This is a genomic window from Burkholderia sp. B10 (assembly GCF_004368385.1).
GTDB classification, from domain to species: domain Bacteria; phylum Pseudomonadota; class Gammaproteobacteria; order Burkholderiales; family Burkholderiaceae; genus Burkholderia; species Burkholderia vietnamiensis.
In genome coordinates, this window is sequence record NZ_PQMX01000143.1 from 1 (window position 1) to 4,796 (window position 4,796).

Annotated in this window: 4 protein-coding genes and 1 pseudogene; 2 read left to right on the top strand and 3 right to left on the bottom strand. The window is 69.1% G+C overall.

Translation table 11 applies throughout. The annotated features are described in order from the left end of the window. Positions 1 to 61 precede the first annotated feature (61 nt). Together C3Y15_RS31040 and C3Y15_RS31045 are read right to left on the bottom strand one after the other, a co-directional pair. A complete protein-coding gene (locus C3Y15_RS31040; protein ID WP_224056471.1) occupies positions 62 to 889 on the bottom strand; it encodes a hypothetical protein in 828 nt (275 codons plus the stop codon). A 183-nt stretch (positions 890 to 1,072) separates the two neighbouring features. Continuing rightward, on the bottom strand, positions 1,073 to 1,885 hold the full coding sequence (locus C3Y15_RS31045) for an AraC family transcriptional regulator (RefSeq protein ID WP_059696499.1): 813 nt from the start codon (positions 1,883 to 1,885) through the stop codon (positions 1,073 to 1,075). A gap of 118 nt (positions 1,886 to 2,003) precedes the next feature. Here C3Y15_RS31045 and C3Y15_RS31050 point away from each other — a divergent pair, with 118 nt between their 5' ends. Then, on the top strand, positions 2,004 to 2,663 hold the full coding sequence (locus C3Y15_RS31050) for a glutathione S-transferase family protein (protein WP_124260297.1): 660 nt from the start codon (positions 2,004 to 2,006) through the stop codon (positions 2,661 to 2,663). A gap of 203 nt (positions 2,664 to 2,866) precedes the next feature. Then, entirely contained in the window at positions 2,867 to 4,351 is a 1,485-nt protein-coding gene (locus C3Y15_RS31055; protein ID WP_124260296.1) for an aminotransferase class V-fold PLP-dependent enzyme, read from the top strand. Positions 4,352 to 4,440: 89 nt separating this feature from the next. On the opposite strand, the pseudogene glyA reads toward C3Y15_RS31055, so the two are convergent. Further along, positions 4,441 to 4,796 (bottom strand): annotated as a pseudogene (gene glyA / locus C3Y15_RS31060) (serine hydroxymethyltransferase); the annotation flags it as partial.

Below are 4,796 nucleotides of genomic sequence, written 5' to 3' on the forward strand. Positions count from 1 at the left end.
GTGCTGCGGCGCGCTAGAGAACATCGGCACGCGCGGCCAGCCGGCCGCGCACGAAAGACCACTACTTCGACAAACTCAGATTCTTCGACAGCACCGCGCCGCTTGCGGGGTTCACCAGCGAAATCGTGTCGATATCCAGGTACAGCCGCGACGTGTGGGTCGTGATGTCGGTCGGCTCGTCGTCGGTCGGCTCCGCGTGCTCGACGTGTTCGGTCAGATACGGTTGCACCAGCCGGCCCGACAGCGCGATCGCGAATTCGCCGTGCGTTTGCGCGTACGCGGCGGACGAAAGCCGCACGCGCCCGCGCACGGTGGTCTTCCCGCCTTTGCCGGGATCGAGCTCGATGATGTCGATCCGCTGGATATAGCCTTTCGCTTTAGCCTCGGCGGCGATCACCAGCCCGCGCCCGCGCGGCCCCGTGATGGCCTTCCTGAGCAGGATGCCGGTGCGGCCTTCGCCATCGGCGTTGACCATGTCGACGTCCACCGTCAGCAGACGCTGCTGCCTCTGATACCGCAGCCCATACGTGGCCGGCACGAGGAACGTCACCTTGCGATCCAGGCCGATCGCGGCCAGCTCGGGGTTCGCGCGATGCTTGTCGCCGCCCGGGATCAGGCGGCGGACGCGATCGCCCAGCGACGCCGGCGTGCTCGCGAGATGCCGCTGCGCGAGCGCGTCGCGGATCGCAACGGGATCGTCGCCGACGATACGCGCCGTGGCCGACGGCTCGCGCGCGCCGGCCGGCGAGGCGTGTGCCGCGTGTGCCGCGTGTGGCGGGCGCGCCGGCTCGACGACGCGCTCGGCCGCCGCATGTGTCGCGGTCGGGGCCAGCATCAGCGCCGCCATCGGCACGCACAGCACCCGCAGCAGATCCAGACGACCCAACATGGAATTCCGGTGAAACACGACAAGCTCCCGATTGTGTGGCGAAACGCTCGGCCGGGCGGCGGTGGCCGACCGGCAACGCGACCGTAGCGCGCAGACTACGCGAATCGACGACGCGCGAACAGCGCCCCGACGTGCATGATGCAACGGCTTCCCGTTGCGCGTCGCGAAGCCGCCGCTGCCCCGTCACGCATGCCCGTCGTCGCGCCGATATTCGGCCGGCGCCTTGCCGACCAGCTTGCGAAAATCGCGCGTGAAATGCGCCTGGTCGAAATACCCGAGCGAATGGGCGAGTTCCGCGAGATCGACCGGCTCGCCGCCCGCGAGCCGGTCCGCCGCCTCGTGCAGGCGATAACGACAAATCACCCATTTCGGCGTCACGCCCACGTAGCTGGAAAAGAGCTGCTGCAGCGTGCGCTCGCTCAACCCCGCACGCTCGGCGAGATCGCGCACCTGCGTGAGCGCCGCGTCCTGCTGCAGCAACCGCAGAATCGCATCGATGCGCTCGACCTGCGGATCGGCCGGCGGTAGCACGCGCAACAGCAGCGCCTCCGCGGCGGCAACCATCGCCGCATCGTCGCCGGCGCCGAGCACGGCGTTCTCGGCGTCGGCCTCGTCGAGCCCGAGCGTCGACACCGGCAACACCTTGTCCGTCATCAGGTGCACCGGCTTGCCGAAGAACGCGCGGAACGCGCCCGGCCGGAACCGCAGCCCGAGCACGCGTCCCGCGCCGACGAGCGTCGTCTCGAACGCGCCGGACACCACGCCGAAGATGCCCGTGCGCCGGCGATCGAACACGAGATTCACGCACGGATACGGCAGCGTGCGCTGCACGTGCGGCGGCTGATCGCGCAAGTCCCACTCGACGATCCAGTGGTGGTCCAGCACGCCGGCGAGTTCGGCGCGCGGATAGTAGCGATTCAGGCGGAAGCGCTGATTGAGGGCTTTCGGGCCGACGACGCCTTTCGGCGTGTCGGTCACGTGACGCAAGGCGGTCATGGCGACGAACCGTTGGGGTGACCGCGCGATGATGCACCGCCACGGCGGGTTTTTCCAATACGGCGCCGCGCGATCGGCCTACATTGAGCGCTTGTCCCATCCCCCACCGGAGCCCGCGATGCCGCACGACCGCCACCTGACCCTCTATCACTCGCCGCGCAGCCGGTCGGCCGGCGCACGCATGCTGCTCGAAGAGCTCGGCGCCGACTATGAGATCCACGCGTTCGACCTGTCCGCCGGCAAGCAGCACGAACCCGAGTTCCTTCGCCTCAACCCGCTGGGCAAGGTGCCCACGCTGCGCCACGGCGACGTGATCGTCACCGAACAGACGGCCGTCTATCTGTACGCGGCCGAGCTGTATCCGGAAGCCGGCCTGTCGCCGGCGCCCGGCGAGGCGCTGCGCGGCCCGTATCTGCGCTGGATGGCGTTCTACGGTTCGTGCTTCGAGCCGGCCATCGTCGACCGCTCGATGAACCGCGCGCCGGCCGCGTATTCGACGTCGCCGTATGGCGACTTCGACACCGTCGTCGCCGCGATCGGCGCGCAACTGGCCGGCGGCCCGTATCTGCTCGGCGAGCGGTTTACCGCAGCCGACGTGCTGTGCGGCTCGGCGCTGAGCTGGACCACGATGTTCAAGCTGATGCCGGAAACGCCGCCCGTGCGCGCGTATATCGACCGCGTGCTGGCCCGCCCGGCGATCCAGCGCGCGCAGGCCGCAGATGCGGCGCTCGCGGCCGAACAGGATCGGGCGAAGGCGGCAGCCGCGGACGGCCGGTAGCGCGGCGGCGGGCGCGATCGTCGCGGGATGCGCCGCATGCGACGGTCCGTCCGCCGAACCCGCAAGAAAATAAATTCGCCATATTCGATAACGATAAAACGTTATTCCACATCGTTCTGAATCCACGGCTGAATTTGGATCCTTTTTCCCCGCTCACCCTCGTATCATTTCCTCCGTCACGAAAAGAACGAGCCGATCAGCACATGAGCGATACCACCCCGCTGCACTACCTCGACTACGCCGCCACCACGCCCGCCGATCCGCGCGTGATCGAAGCGATGATGGCCTGCCTCGGCGCCGACGGCATCTTCGGCAACCCGGCGTCGAGCTCGCACGCCGCCGGCCGGCTGGCGAAGCAGAAGGTCGAGCACGCACGCGCCCAGGTCGCGGCGCTGATCGGCGCGGACGCCGACGAGATCGTCTGGACCTCGGGCGCGACCGAATCGAACAACCTCGCGCTGAAGGGCTACGCGGAAACCGCGACCGGCAAGCGCCACCTGATCACGAGCCGCCTCGAACACAAGGCGATCCTCGACACGACGGCGAACCTGTCGAAGCACGGAATGACGGTCACCTATCTGTCGCCGAACGCCGACGGCGAAATCACCGCCGACGCCGTAGCCGCGGCACTCAGCGCCGATACGGGGCTCGTGTCGCTGATGCTCGTCAACAACGAGCTGGGCACGCTGACCGACATCGGCGCGATCTCGCGCATCGTCCACGCGGCCGGCGCGCTGTTGCACGTCGACGCCGCGCAGGCGCTCGGCAAGACGCCGATCGACGTGCGCGCGCTCGGCATCGACCTGCTGTCGATGTCCGCGCACAAGGTATATGGCCCGAAAGGGATCGGCGCGCTGTTCGTCCGCCGCGACATCGCGGATCGCATCGCGCCGCAGATCCACGGCGGCGGACACGAGCGCGGCCTGCGTTCGGGCACGCTCGCGACGCATCAGATCGTCGGGATGGGCGTCGCGTGTGAATTGGCCGCCGACAAGCTCGAGCGCGAAGCCGCACGGATCGCGGCGCTCAGCGCACGCGTGAAGGACGCGCTGCTCGCGCTCGGCGACATCACGCACAACGCGGCAGCGGCGCGCCGCATTCCGCACACGATGAGCTTCACCGTCGACGTGCCGGGCTTCTTCCCGTTCATGCTCGGCGATGCGCTCGCGGTGTCGTCGACGTCCGCGTGCAACTCGACGAGCGGTGCGCCGTCGCACGTGCTGATCGCGATCGGCCTCGATGCCGCCGCCGCGAGCCGCACGGTGCGCATCAGCTTCGGCCGCTTCTCGACGGAACAGGACGCCGAGTTCGCGATCGCGTGTTTCGCTCGCGCGCTCGAACAATGCCGGGCCGCGGCCGCGACCGGCTTCACCGCGTCGCGGCAGATCACGCCGGCCGAGCTGACGGCGATTCGTCATGCGGGCTTCCGTGCGGTGATCTGCAACCGGCCGGACGGCGAAAGCGCCGACCAGCCGGCATTCGACGAGATCGCCGCCGCGGCGCGTGAACTCGGGCTCGATGCGCGCTATCTGCCGGTCGAGCGCGACGGGATCGGCGATGCGCAGGTCGACGCGTTCGGCGCGCTGGTCGATGCGCTGCCGAAGCCGGTGCTCGCGTATTGTCGAAGCGGCAGCCGCTCCGCGCTGCTGTGGAACCGGCTGACCGAGCGCCGCGCGGTCACGGTTTGAACGCGGCCGCGCGGGCCGTGTAATGCGGCCCGCGCATTCGCGCTCGCGGTGTCACCCCAACCGGCGTCCCCGACACACCGGAACGCGCATCACCCGTAGACCGGGAAACGCTTGGTCAGCTCGGCCACTTGCGCGCGCACGCGCTCGAGCGTCGCCGCATCTTCCGGGTTCTCCAGCACGTCCGCGATCAGGTTGCCCACCTGCTCCGCTTCCGCCGGACCGAAGCCGCGCGTCGTCATCGCCGGCGAGCCCAGCCGCACGCCGCTCGTCACGAACGGCTTTTCCGGATCGTTCGGAATCGCGTTCTTGTTCACCGTGATGTGCGCCGCACCCAGCGCCGCTTCCGCCGCCTTGCCCGTGATGTGCTTCGCTCGCAGGTCCACCAGCATCACGTGGCTTTCCGTGCGGCCCGACACGATCCGCAGCCCGCGCTTCACCAGCGTCT

Excerpts from the sequence above, each read along its gene's own strand:
- C3Y15_RS31045 (WP_059696499.1), bottom strand. The coding sequence starts at position 1,885 with ATGACCGCCTTGCGTCACGTGACCGACACGCCGAAAGGCGTCGTCGGC.
- C3Y15_RS31040 (WP_224056471.1), bottom strand. The coding sequence starts at position 889 with ATGTTGGGTCGTCTGGATCTGCTGCGGGTGCTGTGCGTGCCGATGGCG.
- C3Y15_RS31055 (WP_124260296.1), top strand. The coding sequence starts at position 2,867 with ATGAGCGATACCACCCCGCTGCACTACCTCGACTACGCCGCCACCACG.
- C3Y15_RS31050 (WP_124260297.1), top strand. The coding sequence starts at position 2,004 with ATGCCGCACGACCGCCACCTGACCCTCTATCACTCGCCGCGCAGCCGG.